Raw genomic sequence first — 19,400 nt, 5'->3', positions numbered from 1 at the left:
AAAGTTTAGATTCTTAGACAATCATTCACTCCCCAGCAAAATCTATAAAAACCTTGATTTCTTGTTGAGAGGTGGAGAGGAGTGTGAACGGTTACATTTTTTCAGAAAATAGCTCTACTGTTATACAGGCTCTACTCTCACAGTGCGCCATCTCCTCGCTTGCTTATCTATTACTTGAATATTTCTCAACATTTGTAATAGCGATCGCTCTCGTTTTTTCTAAACTTTATTCGTTCGTTATTCATTCTCAATAAAAATCTAACTTTAGCGATAAAACTAAGAGCTGGTCAAGTGTATCTGAAACTTAAGTGTTCAACATACTTATCAAACAAGCTTTCCAATATTAAGAAAAATGTGGTTAACAGATAGCTTGATTGCTCTTAGGCAAGGATATTTCATACAACGAGATAAAAATAATAATGATATCTAGAGGTGGAAAAAAATCGGTAACTAACAAGTGTGAATCTTGTTGAATAATCGCAGGAAGTAGCAGACTATCGACAAATCTGGGAACGAAGATATGAATTATGGTTAGTATTTAGCCAATTACTATTAACTAATTACCTATAATTAATAATTATTACTTTTTTTTAGCAATGAACTTTTGGTCTGCATCTTCCATTTCTAAAAGTTCTGGAATAGTAACAAAGCGATAGCCTTGCTTTCTAAAGTTGCTAATAATTTCTGGTAAAGCTTGCACAGTTCTAGAACGGTTACCGCCACCATCATGCATTAGGACAATACCACCAGGTTTTGAATCTCTAATCACATTATTTATCAACTTTGGTACAGCCGGCAACTTGTAATCTGTGGAGTCAGCTGACCACATCACCACAGCATATTTTTCGCCTTTCGCATAAGCAGCTAATCCATTGTGCAGAATGCCACCAGGCGGTCGGAAGAGGTTTGTTTTAGCACCTGTAACTTGATAAATGAGGTCTGCTGTGCGATCTATTTCAAAAGCAGCAGCTTGTGGATTCATGAAGTGATACCAGTGATGCCAAGTATGATTGGCAATGACGTGACCTTGAGCTACAATTTGCTTTCCTAACTCTGGATAATTTTTTAGGTTCTGCCCGACGACAAAAAACGTCCCTTTGATATTATTTGATTTTAGAATATCTAGCACTTGTTCTGTGGTCTTGGGCCAAGGGCCATCATCAAAGGTGAGAGCAATTACTTTTTCCCCCTTAGTAAGTTTTGCAGCGTTAATTATTGCCCCTTGAAAACGTGATGGTACAGAGTAGGCTAGTCCCTTTACTTGTGCTTCTTGCTGCCAAATTGTAAGCATCGCCGCCTTTAATTTCTCAATGCGCTGCTGAGTTCCTGCGTTTGCAGCTACCTCCTTGAAATTTATACTCTGTCTACTCTGAGCCTCCGAAAGATTTGGCCTTAGAAGCATCATGAAAGCAAGGCTAAAAACACCACATAAGGCAAGCAGTGCAACTAATATTCCTTCTGGCCACAGAAACGACTTATTGTTTTCCACCTCATAGCTCCTTCAAATATCGAACCATCAGCCACGTTATGACGGTACGTTATAGCACACTTTTTTTAGATATTTTAGATACCATTTGCTTTTTGGTAATCCTGAAAACTGGAATTGGGAATAATGAAAATTCACAATTTAGAAGACAGACTATACAGCTTTAACTGAAATCTAGATGCTCTAGATTTGGGCCATCGCTTATACAATACCTAATACTGTTTAATGTCAACCCATTTATAACAAACAAGATTCTTACCCCTAGCTTTAATAAAAAGCGCAATCGAATAATTAATGACATCCCAAAATCTTCTTTATCACAGTTCTGAATTAGTTTCTGTCTTTCTCTTCACCGCTAAGGTAGGATTATCCTTTCAACTTTTATAGCTTTCCAAATAAGATGTAGCTTAACTATCAATGCCTACAATTAGCATTTTTTGTGGGCTGAAGTTTTTAGAGCAATACTTTCTGACAGTAAAGCTGTATAAGTTGTAGCTGAGTAAATTATTTAATTAACATACAAAACTACTTATAAAGGCTGGAGTATCTTTCAGAAAAGAGTCTAATAAACTATTAGCTCTATTCTTGATAAGATATATCTTACTGCCTACTAGCATTCCTTCCTTTTTAAGAAAAAGTTAAATTTTTAACTTTTAGAATGTTGCCTTGAACTTTCTATGAAATAGACAGACGAAAATCCATTAAATATAGTTTCTCATTGCCAAGGGGCATTTATTCGTTAATTTAGATGCTTTTAAAGCATTCAGCAAAAATGATTCTATTCAACAGCTTAACTCTGTTTTTGATGCTGGTACTTAAGCCTAAATTCCTAGTAGCTTTTTGTCTGTTAATTTTCTTCTTGATAGTAAGGGAGATTTATATATTATTAATAGTACAATCTAGTATATACTGTCACAGTAAAATTACGCAATTTATTCAAATCTTGATAGCCCTACTGTTAAAGCAGTACCTAATTGGTATAAAACATACTAATGTTGAAACTCAGTAGAATTAGTTGACGTAAAATTCAGAATATGTAAAATTTTTGAAATACACGTAATCGCGTGATACAGATAAAATTATGAAACGCAAAACCCAACATTTATCGGAGTTGCATCTCATACTTCGCTGTGCAAAGCTGACGCAAACGACCCAGCCGACAAAATTTATTGCACTAATTTTAGGTGGCTCACGTCACTAGATATACTTAGATTTTTTCACCCAATCAAATTAGATCACTATATTTAAGTAAAGCATTCGCTAAGGGACTTTCAAAAAAAAATACTCGGCTATTTGTTGTAGGGTGAGCTGAAAATACCGCCTTGTCCTATCGGCAGGCGAGACAACCACCTTACAAAATTGGGTAATTTATTTGTTGGAAGTCCCTAAACTGTATTTGCCATTCAATGAGCAATTTTCTGCTCAAAGAAAAAACCGACTGGCTGTATCGCTCTACCAATCGGTAACTACTTTTTTAGCAGTAAGAAGCAAAATTGAAAATCATCTCATAACTTGCCTTATAATTGCAGCAATTAGAATTAAAATTTTTAATTATCTATTTAAAAATCCTAATTATTACCTTATGTTGCCTTAAACAGGTCATAGTTGATTTACAGTAGTTTTGCTTATCTTTGGTAGATGCGATAATTGTATTATTTAATATCTAGTATGGATTTATGCAGAATCCAGCTTGTTTATTAGTATACCTTTTGAGTCAAAATAATCAAGGTATTTGTTCCACTTCTTAAACTGGCTAGAAACTTTTATGATTCCTCACGAAAGTGATGCAAAAGAAGATCGTCCGTCGTTAAAAGTATGGCGTAGTTGGCAAGAAAATCTGATTTTAATTGTGATCGCATTGTGTTTGGCATTTTTTATCAGGACTTTTATCGCCGAACCCCGCTATATACCTTCTGATTCGATGCTGCCTACCTTACATACAGGCGATCGCTTGGTAGTTGAAAAAATATCCTACCATTTTCACCCTCCCATAACTGGGGATATTATTGTTTTTCAGCCACCCGCAGAACTACAACGTCGAGGATATCCCAAAGACCAAGCCTTCATCAAGCGGGTTATTGGCCAGCCTGGTGAGGTAGTTAGTGTTGCTTCTGGCAAAGTCTATCTCAACGGTCAACCTTTGACAGAAGACTACATCGCTGAACCCCCAAATCAGCCATATCGGCCAGTGAAAGTTCCAGAGGATGAGTTTTTTGTTATGGGAGATAACCGCAACGATAGTAATGACTCTCGTTATTGGGGCTTTTTACCCAGAGAAAATGTCATTGGTCGAGCAGCGTTTCGCTTTTGGCCTCTTAATCGTATTGGGTTCATTTAAATAGTTAGGAGTTAAGAATTTGGAGTTAGGAGTTAGGAGTTATATAGACTTAACCCCCAACCCCAACGCTACAAGGGTTGGGGAGTAAGATTCAAAACCTCTCTTCTGTAAGGAGAGAGGTTTGGAGAAAGGTCAAAATATATTGCATACAAACGAAAAGCCCTATATTTTAAAACTTCTAACTTAAAACCTTAAATAATACATCAATTGAGTGATCGCATCACCAGTTAACTCCAAACGTCGTTGGAAATCAGCCAGGTTACGGTAAGGCCCGGCTGATTGCCGATTTTGAATCACTGCTTGCGCTAGAGACAAATCTATAAATGGAATTTGGGCTAAATTTTCAACTGTTGCTGTATTTGGATTGATTAAATGGGCTGGACTTTCTAAAGATTCGTGGTCATAGTAAATAAAATTCAGCAGAGGCTTTAATGGTTCCAAGCGCGGCGCTGGTACAGCCAAAGCCGCAGCGATATCTTCAATACAGTAAAATTTAACACCCGAACGCGAAAGTTCTACAAGCGATCGCGCTTGGTGAATTGACAAACCTGGTAAGCGTAACCAATCATCTACAGTCGCTTGATTAGCATCAATGCGGATACCTAATTTAGCCGCTAGCTGAATTTCTTCTCCAGATTGTAGGCGATAGTAAGGATCGTTGAGGAGCTTGGCCCGAAGTTTTTGCAGTCTGGGATTCAAAGGTAGCCAATTATTCATGATTGTCGCTTACCTCAAGAAATCTGGTCTAGCAATTGGCGGCGCTTTTGCTCAAATTCATACTCTGAAATTAACCCATCCTGGCGCAGAGCATCTAATTCCCGCATTGCGTCAGCGATCGCTCCTACCTGATTACTCACTTTTTGTGAGTTTCTTGTTGCTGACTTGCCTAGATTAAAATTTTGATCAAAAGCTTCTTCATTTTGAGCTAAATACCAAACTCCCTCAATGGCACTAGCTACCTTGGGGATCGGTGTCCATGAAAGCAACACATACAAAACGCCCCATAACCTCTGTCCCAGATAGAATTTATGTAATCCTGAAATTGGTGCCAGTGTGCCAGAAAAAGCTAAAACAGCAGCAACACTTCGACTTTTGCGCTTAGTCAACATATTTTTAGTAAATATACCAATACCATAGTTCCTACAATCAGACAGTCAACTACCCTGTCTTGTCCTTGAGACTTTTAGATAGGAAGTCCCAGACATAATTTAGTATTTGCAGAAATTTGAGTAAGTTTCACATGACTGTGCATTGAGCTTTGATGCTAATTTTAAGTTTTTAACAGCTTAATTACTACTATGTCACAGACCTTCCTACCGCCAAAATGGCTTGAACAGCTTTGTGATCCTTACGCTGTGCTAGGAATTTCTGTAATTGCTAACGATCGCCAGGTTTTAAAACGCTATCACACTTTAGCGAAACTACTACATCCCGATCGCCATACCAAAAACTGCAATCCAGACCAAGAATTAGCAACGGCAATATTTAGCCATTTAATCAATCCAGCTTATGAACAACTGAAACATCCACAGAAGCGCTTGATGGCGATCGCTATGCTGCGATCCCTAGCATTTGCTTCTGAGCAGAAGCCTTTGTCTTCTCAAAGTGCTATAGCTCAGAAAATTATGGAAATGTATACACCCCAAGCAGAATTATTTTACGAAGAAGCGATCGTCTGCTATGCAGAAGAGCAATACAAATCATTAGATCAGTTTTATCGGGTGACGCAACAAATTAATAGACTGAATTTAGTATACTTACGGTTACATAAACCAGACCTACAATCAACACAAAAACCTGTTAGCATCCTTTCTGAGGTAGAAGTTAAGCCACTTGAATTGACATTAAATGAAAAAACTAGTGTCAAACCAGTTGTGACATACGCTCAACGTCACTACCAGCGAGCTATTGAGTACGTCAAGCTAGCCAAGTGGCCCTTAGCCGTGCAAGAATTGCGCGATGCCATCAAATTAGAGCCAAATAACAGCGACTATTATGCCTTATTAGGTTTGGTACATTTCAAACAAAAATTTCTCGGCATGGCTAGGGTTTACATCCATCAAGCATTAAAACTGAACCCGCAAAATTCACTAGCTTTGAAATACGCTCTCGAAATGAAAATTCAATCTGGTAAAAACACCAATCCCAAATCAATGGCTACAGCTATAAGTATTGCGGCTTTATTAAGTCGGTTTACTCAAAAGAAAGGTTCTCAAGTCAAGTGTTGAAATTTCGGTAACAAACCGTACTAAAACCGAAGCTTTGTTACTAGATTACTCTCCTAGACTAAAATAATAATAGAAGTAAAACTATTAAGCTGCTGAGTCTGGACACTCAGTTTAATATAAGCAATATGGGATTCTTCGATTCTGAGATAATTCAGCAAGAAGCAAAACAGCTGTTTGAGGATTATCAAGCACTAATCAAGCTTGGTAATAACTACGGCAAATTTGACCGCGATGGCAAAAAGCTATTTATTGAGCAAATGGAAGCCATGATGGATCGGTATCGCATCTTTATGAAGCGCTTCGAGCTATCAGAAGATTTCATGGCACAAATGACAGTAGAACAACTGAAGACACAATTAGGTCAGTTTGGTGTCACCCCACAACAAATGTTTGACCAAATGCACCTCACTTTAGAACGGATGAAAGCCGAACTAGAAAAACAAGCCTAAAAAAAGTTAGTAGTTAAGAGTTAGGAGTTCTCAATAAACTCATAACTCATAACTTATCACTTCTAACTTTAATTTGACTTGGGCCGAGGAAACTGGGAAGGTGGCTTAAAGTTTTCTACTGGTGTGTTCTTCAGTGCCTTCTCCATAAAATCTTTCCAGATGGGAGCAACCATAACACCACCTGTTGCATGGTCAGCTAATTGTCTGTTGTCATCTCTCCCCACCCAAACAGCAGTTGTTAGTTGTGGTACAGTGCCAACAAACCAAATATCTTTTTCTGATGATGTTGTTCCCGTCTTACCTGCGGCTGGGCGACCGATAGCAGCCCCTTTACCTGTACCTTCAGAAATTACCGATCGCATCACATCGATAATTGCTGCTGAAGCCCAAGGATCGAGAACTAGCTGTGGTTTAGGGGTATTGTCTAGCAACACGTTACCACTACTATCGGTGACACGGGCAATTACAGTTGGTGGAGATTGCCAACCATAATTAGCAAAGGTAGCGTAAGCACTAGCCATTTCCAAAGGTGTGACACCAATTGCACCGAGAGGCAAAGAAGACACAGGTTCCATTGGACTCATAATGCCCAAGGTACGGCAGGTTTCTATGACTCTATTCATGCCCACAGCCTTACCAATCTTGATCACGGGAATGTTACGCGATTGGGCTAAAGCTGTGCGGATTGGCATCGCTCCCCTAAAACTATTATCATAATTTCTGGGAAAGTACCAACCGTTACCATCTCGATAACTAACTGGAGCATCTACTACTGTTGTGTCTGGCCCATATTTACCAGTAGCAAAAGCAGTATAATATACAAACGGTTTAAAAGAAGATCCTGGCTGGCGTTGAGCTTGAGTTGCACGATTGAATTCACTGGTTTTAGGATCTATCCCACCCACCAATGCTTTAATAAAATGTGTGCGCGGATCTATTGACACCAGAGCCATTTGATTTTTAGATAATCCTTGCTCCAGAAGGGTTTTATGCCACTTACTAACGGTTTCTTCTGCCATAATTTGGAAGTTGGCGTCAACCGTAGTTTGTACCCGCATCCCGCCTTTAAGTAGTGTCTCACGCCCAAACTTTTTAGCCAACTCCTGCGCTACAGTATTGGTTACATAAGGTAGGGCACTACCTTGAAAGGATTTGATTTTACCAAGTTTGATTTCTTGTTTGAGGGCATTGTCATACTCTGACTGGTTGATCCAGTTCAACTCCAGCATCCGTCCTAGCACTTCTTTTTGTTTCTGTTTGGCCAGCTTCATGCTCACAAACGGGCTGAATTCTTCTGGTGCTTGGATTAAACCCGCCATCATTGCTGACTCACCCAAGGTTAAATATTCTGCTGACTTATTAAAGTAACTGCGGGCTGCCGTTTGTACACCATAATTGTTATGACCCCAATAAACTTGATTGAGGTACATTTCTAAAATTTGGTCTTTGGTAAGAATTTGTTCTAACCGAATTGCCAGCACCGCCTCGGCTAACTTGCGGGTAAAGGCACGCTTTTGAGACAAAAATAGGTTTTTTACCAATTGCATAGTAACAGTAGAGCCACCCTCTTTGACTCCACCTGCTACAGCGTTAACTACTATAGCCCGACCAACACCAGTGGGGTTAATACCGTGGTGATCGTAGAAGTGACTATCTTCACTTGCTAATACTGCCCGTTTTAAGTTCGGGGAAATTCTATCCAGGGGCACGACTTCCCGGTTGGCTTCTCCGTGGATACTGGTTAAAAGTTTACCTTTAACGTCATAGATGTAAGTTGTTTCTGAGGGAAAAAAGTTACGTAGCTGTCTCACATCTGGCAAATTGCGGAAACTAATGGCTAAGCCAACCAGTCCTCCGGCTACAATGGAACTTGCCAGCATGGTCATTGAGAGGAGAGTACCGCCAGCTACCTGACCGACTCCTTTCAAAAACTCAAAACCTGATGAAGCCTGACGTTGTGGCTGCTTATCTTCAAAAGTTCTAGAAGACGACACGGCGATTTCACTTCCTCACTTGTAAATTTAACTGTAATTGATTGGACGAAGCAAGGCGGTTAATTTTTTGCAATTATAGTAGTTTGGCAGATGAGAAAGCGGATAAATTGCAAGTGTTTATAACCAACTTAACTTCTGGTGTGCAAAACATAGCTAACAGTGGATTTTCTAGTATGACGCAAGATTTAGCTTGGCTGCGTCGTGGTGTGGTAGAAGTTTTCCCACAACCAACTGATGTTAACAGTGAAACTCTAGAAAAGCGCTTGGTAACTACAAACCAACCTTTGAGGATCAAATTGGGCATTGATCCCACAGGTACCGATATTCATCTTGGTCATAGCATACCAGTACGGAAACTGCGAGCGTTTCAAGATGCAGGACATATAGCAGTTCTGATTATTGGCGATTTTACCGCACGTATTGGCGATCCGACAGGTAAATCTGAAGTGCGCCGTCAGCTTACAGAAGCAGATGTAGCCCAAAATGCTCAGACTTATCTTGACCAAGTACGTCCTATCTTGGATTTTGACACACCAGGAAGGTTAGAGGTGCGTTATAACTCCGAATGGCTTTCTGGACTAAACTTAGAAAAAATTTTGGAGTTACTCTCCACGATGACGGTGGGGCAGATGTTAGCTAAGGAAGGATTTGCCGATCGCTATAAAAAAGAGAATCCAATTTTTATCCATGAGTTCCTGTACCCGTTAATGCAAGGTTTTGATTCCGTTGCTGTTGAGGCAGATGTGGAATTGGGAGGTACTGATCAAAAATTTAACATTGCTGTGGGCAGAGATTTGCAACGCCACTTTGGTCAAAAGCCACAGTTTGGGATGCTGCTGCCGATTTTGATTGGCACGGATGGGGTGCAAAAAATGTCTAAGTCTTTAGGCAATTATATTGGCTTATCAGAACATCCGGGGCAAAAATATCAGAAGTTACAAGGAGTTCCCGATCATCTGCTAGAACAATATTTTGAACTGCTGACAGATTTACCTTTGGATAATCTGCCAGAAAATCCCCGCGATCGCCAAACACTTTTAGCTTATGAAGTTGTCAAACAGTACCACGGCGAACAAGCAGCTAAAGAGGCGCAAGAAGCTGCCCAAAGTGGCGGAAAGGAAGGTGCTGTTCCAGAATTCTCTCTAGCTGAGGTATCGCAGTTCCCCGCTAAGTTAGCCTATATTCTCAATGTCACTGGCTTATGCAAAAGTACGGGTGAAGGAAAGCGGAAAATTCAAGAAGGTGGAGTGCGTTTAGATGGCGATCGCATTACCGATGTTGATACTACTTTTGCACAAGCCGCCCAGTTACAAGGTAAGGTTTTACAAGTTGGGAAAAATAAGTTTGTGCGTTTAGTTTAAATGGGGAATGGGGAGTAGGGAATGGGGAATAGGGAACAGGTAGAAAAACGAGTTATTGTGGCTTTAGATGTGCCGGATGAACAAAGTGCGATCGCTCTTATAGATCAGCTACCGCAAGTCGGTTTTTGGAAAGTCGGTTTAGAATTGTTTACCAGCACTGGCCCAAAAATTCTGGAAGTGTTAAAGTCTCGGCAAAAGCGCATTTTCTTGGATTTAAAGTTTGATGATATCCCCAATACCGTTGCTGGTGCTTGCCGGAGTGCAGCTACATACGGAGTGGATTTACTGACAATTCATGCTACTGCTGGTAGAGATGCCCTGAAAGCTGCAACTGAGGCGGCACAGGAAGGAGCTGCAAAAGCAGGTATACAACCACCAAAATTAATTGCGATTACCCTGCTAACGAGCATTTCTGCTAGGCAGTTGGCATTTGATTTAAAAATACCCCTAGAATTGCCAGAATATGCTCTAGAAATGGCCCTGCTGGCTCAGGAATCTGGTTTGGATGGGGTAGTTTGTTCGCCCCAAGAGGTGGCACAGCTACGGCAAACTTGTGGAAATGACTTTTTGCTTGTTTGTCCGGGGGTTAGACCAACTTGGGCTGATATTGGCGATCAAAAGCGATCGCTCACTCCAGCACAAGCAATTATTGCTGGTGCAGATTATCTCGTGATTGGGCGTCCCATTACTACTGCTACCGAGCCGCAGTTAGCCTGGAAAAGGATTTCTGAGGAGTTAACCACGGTGGCATGAAGCTAAAAGTTAGTAAGAAGCCGGGGAATAAGGTGCAGGGTGGAGGGGAGAAGAATTTTATCTCTTCGCTCAAAAAGAAAAATTATAGTTTGCTTTTAGCTTGTGGCTTCTGGGTTTTAGTATCAAATAGCCTTGCTTACCCAGCCTTCTCGATAAACCTCACCCTTAAACCTTCTGCGCTAGCAGAAAAGGAAAATATCAACGGTAGGGTGAAGTCTTTATGTTCTGAGCAAAATTTAGAAACATTAACTATACAGCTACTGCAAGATTTACCTAGTTATACTAATCGTGCTAGTCAACGCGCCCGCCGTCTCAGCAGAAGCAGTGATGTTTACAGTTATATGCTAGTAGCAGGAAGACCTGAGTTTATTCCTTTGCCCCTTAACCTTGAAGAATATAGTGCAAACGCTTCTAAAAGTTCAGCATCAGGAATTGAGCAAGTTTTCTTTACTACCTTAGAACGGCAGTACATAGGAAAGAAAGCGGTAGAATTGCAGGAATTCCACTGGCTATTGTTGACTAAAACTAAAATTGGTTGGCGTTTAGTAATGATGTTTTCTCAAACTGGTTCCTATTCAGCACAGCAGCCACTATCTCCGCCACGCGATAGTAGTAACGGCAATATTGCCCAAGGAATAAAAACTTGGTTACGCGATTGTCAAGCTGGAAGTGTAAGTCAAAGAAGAGGAAAAGGGGCAGGGGAAAGAACCCCATAAATCAATACGCTTGGGTTAAAGATTTTTGGTATTGATTTTAGGTATGTAGAGACTAGCAATTGCAACGTCTCTTGCATTGGATTTGGTATTTAACTGAACTTTATTGCCCTAAAACCTAATTCCAAATCTTCGTAAATTAGGAGAATATAAATAATGTCTAAAATACTCGCTCAAATTATTTCTGAATAGGATTATCACAAAAAGAAAAGTGGATTGAATTGTTTTCCACAAACTTGCCTTTATAGCATTGAGCAAATTTTAGATGTGGATTATTTACCACCATTTATTTATTGATAAAGTACACCACCCAACTAGCTTGTATCAGTGTAATTACGCCTGTATCTATGGGAGGATTTTGAGGAAAAATAGCTGATAAATAGTGAAAAAAAAGCAGACATTATTTAAAAACGAAGGCTGGCTTGAATTTAATCGTTGTGACTCCTGTTTTTTGGCGATAACATGTAAATAAGTTTACTTTAAGCTTCTCAAACCGCGTTTGGCGTCAGTTTTTTATGGAGATTCAGTTAATTAATATCGGTTTTGGTAACATCGTGTCTGCCAATCGAGTAGTTGCCATTGTCAGTCCAGAGTCTGCCCCGATTAAGCGGATTATTACCGATGCACGGGACAGGGGTCAACTGGTTGATGCAACTTACGGTCGGCGGACTAGGGCTGTAATTATTACCGATTCCAGCCACGTAATTCTGTCGGCAATTCAGCCGGAAACGGTAGCAAATCGCTTTGTGATTTCCCGCGAGCATCAAACTGTAGATAATTGATTAAGTGTGGATTAACAATCTCACTTTTATTTGCACCGTATCGGTAGTACCATGTGAATTAGACAAGTTTTATGTCACCCTTGCTACAAATTCTTTAATCACTAGTACAGTGCGGCGCAAATAAACCACCCGCTTGAAATGTCTAAAACCTTTACGAATTACTAATTACGCAAAGCGTTAGTAGTGGACTTGGCCAGGAACATAAAACTAATGAATAATATCTATTGATTGATTCACAGATTGAGGGGATAATGCCAGTTTTACCCATCCAGAGTATTGCTACTACCGAAGAACGCTTACATTTAGGCAGGTTGATTGTCTTAACTGGCCCCAGTGGGGTCGGTAAAGGCACTTTAATGCGATCGCTTCTAAAACGTCATCCAGAACTTTATTATTCTGTATCCGTAACTACTCGTTCTCCTCGTCCAGGAGAAATCGATGGCAAAGATTATTACTTTATCAGCCGCAGTAAGTTTGAACAATTACTTGCTGAAGGTGAATTTTTGGAATGGGCAGAATTTGCTGGGAACTATTATGGCACTCCCCGTGAAGCTGTACTTAACCAAATTCATTTTGGCAAGTTGGTAGTGCTAGAAATTGAGCTAAAAGGAGCAAGACAAATTCGTGCTTCCTTCCCCAGTGCCCTGAGCATTTTTATTTTACCGCCTTCTTTTGATGAATTAGAAAAACGGATACGCGATCGCGCCCACGACTCTGAAGAAGCGATCGCCCGTCGTCTACTCCGCGCCCAAGAAGAAATTCAAGCCGCAGATGAATTTGATATTCAAATCGTTAATGACGATTTTGAAACTGCTTTAAATGACATTGAAACGGTTTTGTTTAAATAAGTTAGGAGAGACGCGATTAATCGCGTCTGTAGAGGAGTTAGGAATTTAAACCCCTAACTCCTCATTTCTAAATTAACCAAATAAACCTTGAATTACTCCCAAATTGCTAGTCAAAAAGTAAGCAACTACTGCACCACCAATACCACCAATTAAGAAAGAACTGGCAAAATTGTTCCAGCTTTCTTTAGAGTTAAAAGCATCTACTGGAGGATTGGGTACAGTAACACTAGCAAGTGCTTTCGGAGGATTGCTATTCGCATACAGGGATAGTCCCGCAGTTAGAAGAACAATCAAGCCAATAGCTGCCAATAATCCAGCTAAGTTTGCATTAGCTGTATCCCGCAGTGGGCCCAATTTGGCAAAGGGGCCAAATATCCAGTAACCATGAGCCATACCAACTTCTAGCCCACGTCTGGAAGGAGTTATACCAGGACGATAAGCTGGCAAGTTATTAATGAACCACTTGCTTAAGGGAGAAGAATTAATCGGGGTTTCTAGATTACCGATTTGTTGATTGCGGAATGCAGGAAAAACAACTTCCCGATTTCTCGGATCGCTGGGGGAATTCTTTGATGCATCTACTGCTTGTGCCATATTTTATGTTCGCCTCTAAATTTAAAATGGTGGCATTTTTATATTAATAATAATTGTCGCTAAAGATGTTTTTTGCGTAATAAGTTTAGAAAAATTAATTTAGCTACTTTAAAAACAGTGAAACTCGTTATCTGTAAACAGAATCACGAGTTTCAAAAAACTATTTTTGCTGCGTATCTTCGTGATAATTCCGGCTATTTAGGCAGAATACATCCACTACATAATATTAGGCAAAAAATTAAGACATTCATTCAACTGTCCCAAATCCAATTCTCCACTTATGGCAGTGGATGGAAAAGTAGATCGGGGAAAAAGCGATTGAACTCAATCAAGATACCGGCTGTGATGAACAGCCATATCGTAGCTGCCACTGGCGCTGTAGTAATAAACTTAACCAAATAAGATGATTGGTTGTTATTGTCTGCCATGAATTTAGTCTCCAAAACAAATGAATTAGTTAAGCTGATTTAGCGTGGAGAAATGGGGATTTCTGTATCCTTAGCTGCCAATTTGTTAGATAACAACTCTTGGATTGCTGCTACTGGCCAAGTAAAGCCTGACGCTATTATCGGTAGTGCCAAACCAATATCGATTTGGATTTCTTTTTGTTCAGGGTTCGGGTCTTTTTTGACCGCTTGCAGATAGGCACGACCTACCCAGCCAATCCAACCAGCAATATATAGAAACAGAATGCTGGGGATCAAAAAGTCACCAGCATGATCTAGACGGCCATCAACGATCAAGTGAGGATAACCCTCAGGCCCACATAGCTCTTGAGAATAACGCTCAAACCGCTTTCTCCCAGATTGGGGATCGGCAGTGGTATTACGGGCATTAGCAGCTAGCTGTTGAAAAGCGGGATTGTCACTACACGGTGTCAAATTAGCCCCTAAAGCTTTTGCTGGGGAGGCAAAATTGAACCAAAGACAAATCGCTAAAATCAAAGCAAACAATCGTCGCATAGAGTTGTTTCCTTTTACTACAAAACAAAAAGTTTTATGTACAAAACGAAGCGGCTTGTACAGTGTTTATTTGCATAACTAGGAAGTCATCATACTCTTGGGTGGGAACCGAGTAAAGTTTAAGTAAATAAAAGTTAAAGCTTCTCAACCAAAATGAGTGGGGGATGGGGAGTGCTAAGGATAATAATTGATTGTAGTAGGGTAGTTATAGAGTGCTGAGTATAAGAATTTTCCTTGTACGGTAGTAAACAAACAAGGTTTTGTTTGTGCTACTCAAAACTCAAAACTCATAACTTGGAACTCCCTACTCCCCACTCCCTACTCCCCACTCCCTACTCCCCACTCCCCACTCTCAATGACAACCGTTTTAGCAATAGAAACCAGTTGTGATGAAACAGCAGTCGCAATTGTTAACAATCGTAAAGTTTGCAGCAGTATTGTAGCCTCGCAAATACTAGTCCATCAGCAGTATGGCGGGGTAGTGCCAGAAGTAGCGTCTCGTGAACACTTGGAAACGATAAATGTTGCGATCGCTCAAGCCTTAGAGCAAGCCCAACTAGACTGGGAAAAAATTGACGCAATTGCTGCCACTTCTGCCCCTGGACTCGTAGGAGCGTTGTTGGTAGGGTTAACTGCTGCCAAAACCCTGGCAATGGTACACAACAAACCATTTTTGGGAGTTCATCACCTTGAAGGTCACATTTACGCAACTTATTTGAGCGAACCAAGTTTAAACCCCCCTTTCTTGAGTTTATTAGTTTCTGGCGGACATACAAGCTTGATTTTTGTCAAAGATTGTGGTACCTACGAAATGCTAGGACAAACTCGTGATGATGCTGCGGGTGAAGCTTTTGATAAAGTGGCCCGATTATTAAAGCTAGGTTATCCGGGTGGCCCAATAATTGACAAGTTGGCACAACAGGGGAATGCCCAAGCCTTTGCTCTACCAGAAGGAAAAGTTTCTTTACCTGGTGGGGGGTTCCATCGTTATGATGCAAGTTTTAGTGGATTAAAAACGGCTGTATTGCGTTTAGTGCAGCAGTTAGAGAAAGATGGTGGACAAGTACCAGTGGCAGATGTAGCAGCTAGCTTTCAGGAAACCGTCGCACGATCGCTAACCAGAAGAGCGATCGCCTGTGCCCTAGACTATGGTCTAGACACAATTGCAATTGGTGGCGGTGTTGCAGCCAATAGCGGCTTAAGAAAAAACCTCCAAGCCGCCGCCGTTGAACATAACCTACGCGTCCTATTCCCACCTCTAAAATTCTGTACCGATAACGCCGCCATGATTGGCTGTGCCGCCGCCGAACATCTATCTCGTGGTCATACATCCTCTCTCACACTAGGTGTTGAGTCTAGGTTAGCCCTTACCCAGGTGATGAAGTTATATCAACCTATTAAGTAGTCATTAGTCATTTGTCATTGGTCATTTGGAGAGAAGAACTTTCTGTTTGCTCTAATGCCCCATGCCCCATGCCCTATACCCTATAACTATTGACTATTGCTCGGATGTGTTCAGCTACAGCATCCGGCTGTTCCAACATAGCCAGGTGTCCGCAATCAGGAATTTCTAGAACATTGTCACCACAATATTGGAACAGTCTGTGAAAGCTAGCTAAATGGCGTACATACTTGGGTTCCATAACCTTATCTTCGGCACCAGCCAAAAAATAAACTGGCTGTTTCAATTGGGATACTAGTTCAGGTAAACGATTGATTTCTTCTTCAGTTGTAGAGTCTAACAGACTTCCCAGAGCCGCTTCTGGGTCAGCCACAACAAAATCTATTACCCGTTGACGTGCCCAATGGCGCCCCAAAGGACGAGCGACACTGGCTCTAGTAAACAGTAAATCAATCAAAGGCACTTGGGATAGCCAGCGCGGGCGAACTTGCAAAAATTTCTGACCCGCCGAGCGAAACTGCTCAAAGGCTTCTTTGAGGTAAATACCACCGCCAGCGTTGATACAGATCACTCCCTTAACACACTCAGGTATTTGATCTGCTCCCCAAAGAGCGATCGTACCTCCCAAAGAGTGACCAATGAGCCAAGCACTCTTAATATTCAGCTGTTTCAGGAGAATTGCTAAATCCTGAGCATAGGCAACAGGAGTATAAAGAGAATCGATTGTTGAGCCAAGCGCATTACTGGAGATGGGCGTTAGGCTCAAAGACATTTCTGCCCGACTAAAATCAGTTTTCACCTGAGATTGGGATTCACCAAAACCCCGCAAATCATAGGAAAGGCACTGCAAATCATCTGATAGGCGGGAAATCACAGGTTGCCAATATCCACGGCTATTGAGCCAACCGTGGATAAATACTAAAGCATCGGGACAGGAAGTGGGAGCCGTTAGCTCGTATGCGTGTGGAACGCCCAAGATTTCGATAGTTGCCATACTTATATCGTAACCTTAAGGGCGGGTGCGACTAAATACGGAGTGTGAAAATTTAGAAATAGAGACACGATTAATCGCGTCTGTACAGGAGTTGTTAATTTTTAACTCATAACTCATAACTCCTAATTCCTAACTCTTAACTCATAACTTTTTCATTTATCCAGCAACCTCTGTCGCACCCCTTCAGCAATTTTATGACCTAGATATTCAGGAATAAGACTTTCATTCGGCCCCAACAAGTAAAGAATTAGCCGTGTACGTCCGCGCCAAACTAGTAAATTTGCATTGACTACCAGCAAATCTTCTTGCCAGATGGCGTACATCACTTTGTAGAATAATCCTGGTTGATTATCGGCTTCAATCATTAGGGCAGGGAGATGAAAGACCGGATCAACATAGAACTCAGTTTGTACCTGCTCTAAGCCAGTATCAAGATTAAATTCTACTGCCAGCATCTCTTCTACCTCAAACCGACCTCCTAAAGCTTCACGAATAGCACGACAGACATTTTCTGCGGTTTTCTCGGTTAAGGCTTTACTACCACGAGATACCAACAATTTAATAAAAACTAACATTGGCGGCCGGATCTGACCGTATAGACTCAGACCGTGAATAGTCAACCCATAAGCTGCTAGTACACCAAAAATATCGCTGAGAAGAAAAGACTGGTTACGATAGGCAAAATGCAGGGCGCTTTTGCTACCTTCAGGTTTCAGTTCAATAACAGCGCGTCTAGTTTTATAGAGACGGTAGGCTAGCCGCAAATTTTGCAGTTGAATCTCACTGCTGACGAATTGCTCATAAAACTGAGGAAACGCTCGGTTGAAGCGTTTTAGGAGTTCCAGTGTCGAAGATTTTAAACCAGAAGCCATTGTTAAGGGTAAGACTCGCTTGCTTTCATCACTTGGGGACTAGGGGCTGTTGGGGACTGGGGACTGGGGAAGAATTTTTTTAAATACTCAATTTTTTGTATGCAATTCACTCCTAAGCTAACGTGCATTTAAACTCTATACGAGCAATTGCCAGGATTAGGTTTTTCCATTTTGAATTTTGAATTACAGCAGTTTGCTTTTTAAGCTAGGTACAAAATGCAAGGCTTACGCATCACATATTCAGACCTCCTGCCTCAAAACCCGCAGCTTCGTACTTCATGCAAAAGAAAACTGCTGTATTTATATCCTTACCCTTTTGGTGAATTTCTCCTAGCCTCTACAACAAAATGCTAAAGTTGAAAATGATTGGTGTGAAACACGCCCTAACTGGCTCTTACCATTGCAAATCCCGAAAACAACCGAAAAAATTTGAGTGTAAAAGGTAGTAAATGGGGTAGCTATGTTAGACGTGAATCAACGCTCCTGAGAGTGGAAACCAATTCAGTTATACTACCCGAACCACGTTGGCATGGGTTTTTGGAAAACTTGGTTTAGTACTCCTGAATCTGTAGCACCTAGTAGGACAAACCCCTTTGAAGAATATAGAGCCGATGCTGCGGGCAACTCCAACTCCAGCAGCCTTAGCGAAGCTTCTTCAAAGGAAACTCGCATCGTCTTCAGTACGGAGCGAGACATTGACCTTTACGAGCTAGAAGAACTCTGTGATGCAGTTGGTTGGTCGCGTCGTCCTCTAAGAAAAGTGAAAAAAGCTATTGAGCATAGTTTTCTCGTCGCCTCAATGTGGCAGGTGAGAGGAAACCAAAAGCGGCTCATTGGTTTTGCCCGTGCTACCTCAGATCACGCATTTAATGCAACTATTTGGGATGTCGTGGTTCACCCAGACTTTCAAAGTCAAGGACTGGGCAAGGCACTGATGAAATACGTTCTCAAAAAACTTAGGAGTGAAGAAATTAGTAATGTCACTCTCTTTGCTGATCCCCATGTTGTAGATTTCTACCGAACTATGGGGTTTATGGCTGATCCGGAAGGCATTAAAGGCATGTTCTGGTATCCTCACTAGCGCTTAATCAAAATCAAACCCGATTTACACAAAAAAATCAGGTAAAATAGCGAAAATCTATTATTTTGATGTGGTTTTGCTTTTTTCTGCCGACGAAGGCGCAAGTATATATCTTGTAAAACTAAGTCGGCAAAAAACCTTTATCAGTAAAAAATGTAATTTATCTTGTCTTTGGCAAATGATAAAAAAGATTAGGCATAAGCGGTCTGATGTGATATAGTCATCTTAGTGCTTTTGGTAAAGCGCGATCGCTTTGATCGAATAAAAGCAAACCAGAAAAAGCAGATAAGTTTAAACGGGATGTAGCGCAGCTTGGTAGCGCGCCTGCTTTGGGAGCAGGATGCCGCAGGTTCAAATCCTGTCATCCCGATTTTTGAAATAATTAAATTGTTTAACAGTTCAGATGGATTGTCTAAAGCTGTCTTCTTAAGATATGCAATTAAATTATAAATTTTTTTCGATAAAAACAAATTGGCTGTTATAGTGTTGAGTTAGGTGTTGAAGCCTAACAAGCAAATTTCGCTTTTAAGCAGTAAGATATTC

Annotated in this window: 19 protein-coding genes and 1 tRNA gene; 11 read left to right on the top strand and 9 right to left on the bottom strand. The window is 40.9% G+C overall.

All coding sequences use genetic code 11. The features are described 5' to 3' along the window. Window positions 1-580: 580 nt before the first annotated feature. On the bottom strand, window positions 581-1,489 hold the full coding sequence (locus tag RMY00_RS16600; protein WP_322648579.1) for a polysaccharide deacetylase family protein: 909 nt from the start codon (window positions 1,487-1,489) through the stop codon (window positions 581-583). A gap of 1,762 nt (window positions 1,490-3,251) precedes the next feature. Between RMY00_RS16600 and lepB the strand changes: the two genes are divergently transcribed. Continuing rightward, entirely contained in the window at window positions 3,252-3,824 is a 573-nt protein-coding gene (lepB, locus tag RMY00_RS16595) for a signal peptidase I (protein ID WP_322648578.1), read from the top strand. Between the two features lie 183 nt (window positions 3,825-4,007). On the opposite strand, the gene RMY00_RS16590 is transcribed toward lepB, so the two are convergent. Both RMY00_RS16590 and RMY00_RS16585 read right to left on the bottom strand, forming a co-directional pair. Beyond that, window positions 4,008-4,541, bottom strand: a complete 534-nt coding sequence (locus RMY00_RS16590; RefSeq protein WP_322648577.1) for a ComEA family DNA-binding protein — start codon at window positions 4,539-4,541, stop codon at window positions 4,008-4,010. 14 nt (window positions 4,542-4,555) lie between these two features. Further along, the gene (locus tag RMY00_RS16585; protein ID WP_322648576.1) at window positions 4,556-4,933 is read right to left on the bottom strand and encodes an SHOCT domain-containing protein; all 378 of its coding nucleotides are present in this window, start codon (window positions 4,931-4,933) and stop codon (window positions 4,556-4,558) included. Between the two features lie 189 nt (window positions 4,934-5,122). On the opposite strand from RMY00_RS16585, the gene RMY00_RS16580 reads away from it, so the two are divergent. Further along, complete coding sequence (locus RMY00_RS16580) at window positions 5,123-6,052, top strand: DnaJ domain-containing protein (protein ID WP_322648575.1); 930 nt, start codon at window positions 5,123-5,125, stop codon at window positions 6,050-6,052. 125 nt (window positions 6,053-6,177) lie between these two features. Next, window positions 6,178-6,501: a DUF1825 family protein gene (locus RMY00_RS16575; RefSeq protein ID WP_109011164.1), complete on the top strand. Its 324-nt coding sequence runs from the start codon at window positions 6,178-6,180 to the stop codon at window positions 6,499-6,501. A 68-nt stretch (window positions 6,502-6,569) separates the two neighbouring features. Here the strand turns inward: RMY00_RS16575 and RMY00_RS16570 are convergent, their stop codons facing one another. After that, window positions 6,570-8,495, bottom strand: coding sequence for a transglycosylase domain-containing protein (locus tag RMY00_RS16570; protein WP_322648574.1), 1,926 nt, complete (start codon window positions 8,493-8,495; stop codon window positions 6,570-6,572). A 173-nt stretch (window positions 8,496-8,668) separates the two neighbouring features. Here RMY00_RS16570 and tyrS point away from each other — a divergent pair, with 173 nt between their 5' ends. The 5 genes from tyrS to gmk all read left to right on the top strand — a co-directional run bounded on the left by tyrS (window position 8,669) and on the right by gmk (window position 12,952). After that, the gene (tyrS, locus tag RMY00_RS16565) at window positions 8,669-9,856 is read left to right on the top strand and encodes a tyrosine--tRNA ligase (protein WP_322648632.1); all 1,188 of its coding nucleotides are present in this window, start codon (window positions 8,669-8,671) and stop codon (window positions 9,854-9,856) included. Between the two features lie 21 nt (window positions 9,857-9,877). Then, window positions 9,878-10,609, top strand: coding sequence for an orotidine-5'-phosphate decarboxylase (gene pyrF / locus RMY00_RS16560; protein WP_322648573.1), 732 nt, complete (start codon window positions 9,878-9,880; stop codon window positions 10,607-10,609). Continuing rightward, a complete protein-coding gene (locus RMY00_RS16555; protein WP_322648572.1) occupies window positions 10,606-11,325 on the top strand; it encodes a hypothetical protein in 720 nt (239 codons plus the stop codon). The genes pyrF and RMY00_RS16555 overlap by 4 nt, the downstream gene beginning before the upstream one ends. 512 nt (window positions 11,326-11,837) lie before the next feature. Further along, entirely contained in the window at window positions 11,838-12,104 is a 267-nt protein-coding gene (remA, locus tag RMY00_RS16550; protein WP_109011161.1) for an extracellular matrix/biofilm regulator RemA, read from the top strand. Window positions 12,105-12,355: 251 nt separating this feature from the next. Continuing rightward, entirely contained in the window at window positions 12,356-12,952 is a 597-nt protein-coding gene (gene gmk / locus RMY00_RS16545; protein WP_322648631.1) for a guanylate kinase, read from the top strand. A gap of 72 nt (window positions 12,953-13,024) precedes the next feature. Here the strand turns inward: gmk and RMY00_RS16540 are convergent, their stop codons facing one another. The 3 genes from RMY00_RS16540 to RMY00_RS16530 all read right to left on the bottom strand — a co-directional run bounded on the left by RMY00_RS16540 (window position 13,025) and on the right by RMY00_RS16530 (window position 14,508). After that, window positions 13,025-13,546: a photosystem I reaction center protein subunit XI gene (locus tag RMY00_RS16540; RefSeq protein WP_322648571.1), complete on the bottom strand. Its 522-nt coding sequence runs from the start codon at window positions 13,544-13,546 to the stop codon at window positions 13,025-13,027. A gap of 278 nt (window positions 13,547-13,824) precedes the next feature. Next, window positions 13,825-13,974, bottom strand: a complete 150-nt coding sequence (gene psaJ / locus RMY00_RS16535; protein ID WP_322648570.1) for a photosystem I reaction center subunit IX — start codon at window positions 13,972-13,974, stop codon at window positions 13,825-13,827. A gap of 39 nt (window positions 13,975-14,013) precedes the next feature. Further along, window positions 14,014-14,508 carry a Photosystem I reaction center subunit III gene (locus RMY00_RS16530; protein ID WP_322648569.1) on the bottom strand — a complete coding sequence of 165 codons (495 nt, stop codon included), beginning with the start codon at window positions 14,506-14,508 and terminating at the stop codon, window positions 14,014-14,016. Window positions 14,509-14,863: 355 nt separating this feature from the next. Here RMY00_RS16530 and tsaD point away from each other — a divergent pair, with 355 nt between their 5' ends. Then, the gene (gene tsaD / locus RMY00_RS16525) at window positions 14,864-15,913 is read left to right on the top strand and encodes a tRNA (adenosine(37)-N6)-threonylcarbamoyltransferase complex transferase subunit TsaD (RefSeq protein WP_322648568.1); all 1,050 of its coding nucleotides are present in this window, start codon (window positions 14,864-14,866) and stop codon (window positions 15,911-15,913) included. Between the two features lie 73 nt (window positions 15,914-15,986). Here the strand turns inward: tsaD and RMY00_RS16520 are convergent, their stop codons facing one another. Both RMY00_RS16520 and RMY00_RS16515 read right to left on the bottom strand, forming a co-directional pair. Next, window positions 15,987-16,904, bottom strand: a complete 918-nt coding sequence (locus RMY00_RS16520; RefSeq protein ID WP_322648567.1) for an alpha/beta hydrolase — start codon at window positions 16,902-16,904, stop codon at window positions 15,987-15,989. A gap of 152 nt (window positions 16,905-17,056) precedes the next feature. After that, window positions 17,057-17,776: a hypothetical protein gene (locus RMY00_RS16515; RefSeq protein WP_100899857.1), complete on the bottom strand. Its 720-nt coding sequence runs from the start codon at window positions 17,774-17,776 to the stop codon at window positions 17,057-17,059. A gap of 529 nt (window positions 17,777-18,305) precedes the next feature. On the opposite strand from RMY00_RS16515, the gene RMY00_RS16510 reads away from it, so the two are divergent. Together RMY00_RS16510 and RMY00_RS16505 are read left to right on the top strand one after the other, a co-directional pair. After that, window positions 18,306-18,857: a GNAT family N-acetyltransferase gene (locus RMY00_RS16510; RefSeq protein ID WP_100899858.1), complete on the top strand. Its 552-nt coding sequence runs from the start codon at window positions 18,306-18,308 to the stop codon at window positions 18,855-18,857. 296 nt (window positions 18,858-19,153) lie between these two features. Next, window positions 19,154-19,227, top strand: a tRNA-Pro gene (locus RMY00_RS16505). The last annotated feature ends 173 nt before the right edge of the window (window positions 19,228-19,400 follow it).

The organism is Nostoc sp. ChiVER01, from assembly GCF_034531155.1.
Lineage (GTDB): Bacteria > Cyanobacteriota > Cyanobacteriia > Cyanobacteriales > Nostocaceae > Nostoc.
The sequence above is the reverse complement of the archived record's forward strand: the minus strand, read 5'-3'. Positions and strand labels throughout refer to the sequence as shown.